The sequence below is a fragment of the Pseudoalteromonas sp. NFXS53 genome, assembly GCF_056629255.1.
The window spans coordinates 1-1,200 of sequence record NZ_JBWVBR010000045.1; the positions used below are offsets into that span (position 1 = coordinate 1).

Consider the following 1,200-nt stretch of genomic DNA (forward strand, 5'->3'; position numbering starts at 1 on the left):
GTTCCAATCGCGATGGACGAAGGTCTACGTTTCGCGATCCGTGAAGGTGGCCGTACAGTAGGTGCTGGTGTTGTAGCAACTATCGTTGAGTAATATCAACTTTAGTTAATGCCACAAAGCATTAAAAAAAACCGAGCTTAGGCTCGGTTTTTTTGTTTTTAGGTGTATAAGATTTAGAGGATAGAAGGTTAGCGATTGTTAAATTAGCTTGCTTCACCTTGCGCAAAAGGAATGAGAGTGCTGCGCACTCTGTCATTAAACTTTTGCACTTTTAATGCCTTTAATTTAGTGCAGCCTATGAAGGTGGCGCACTTTACCAGATAGGTGCTGGTGTTGTAGCAACTATCGTTGAGTAATATCGACTTTAGTTAATACCACAAAGCATTAAAAAAACCGAGCTTATGCTCGGTTTTTTTGTTTTTAGGGGTATAAGACTTAGAGGATAGAAGGTTAGCGAGTGTTAAATTAGCTTTCTTCACCTTGCGCAAAAGGAATGAGAGTGCTGCGCACTCTGTCATTAAACTTTTGCACTTTATGGCCGTTTTTAATGCCTGAAATTTAGTGCAGCCTATGAAGGTGACGCACTTTACCAGAACGGTGCTGGTGTTGTAGCAACTATCGTTGAGTAATATCGACTTTAGTTAATGCCACAAAGCTTAGAGGTTTAAGTAGTTGTGAAACTTACTTCAGGCTAGTTCTAAGTTGTAATTCATCCATGAAGCTGGGCTCCTCTAGACCTCTTATAAATCTGATAGCAGGTTAGCTATTGTTAAATTGGCTCGTTTCACCTTGCGCAAAAGGAATGTGAGTGCTGTGCACTCTGTCATTAAACTTTTGCACTACTCTTGCGTAAAAGAAATAATGTATAGCTACCGGCATGTCCAAAAAACCGAACCACTAGATTAGTAGTCAGAAACGCTTATAAAAACTCAACACCAATTAGATGCTGTGAAACTGTTCTCAAACATAAAGTAGATAAAGCATGCATAAATGAAATAGAGTTGTAGGCATTCTTTCTAGATAGATATGAATCCTAATATGGGTGTAAATCGAATTTATTGCTCAGAATAGTGTAATAAAGCAGCATTAAAGTATCAAAAATAGGCGTTTCGTTTAAAATGCACGCGAACAGTCAGTTTTTTGCATTTTTCTTTAAAAAAGGGCTTGCGTAATTTTCTGGTCTCCCTATAATGCGACCCC

At 38.7% G+C, this 1,200-nt stretch carries 1 protein-coding gene; it reads left to right on the top strand.

Going from position 1 to position 1,200, the window contains the following annotated elements; all coding sequences use genetic code 11:
* Positions 1 to 93 (top strand): EF-Tu C-terminal domain-related protein (locus AC1HJP_RS21110; RefSeq protein ID WP_480363461.1); only part of this gene is annotated, 93 nt, incomplete at its 5' end.
* Between the last annotated feature and the right edge of the window lie 1,107 nt (positions 94 to 1,200).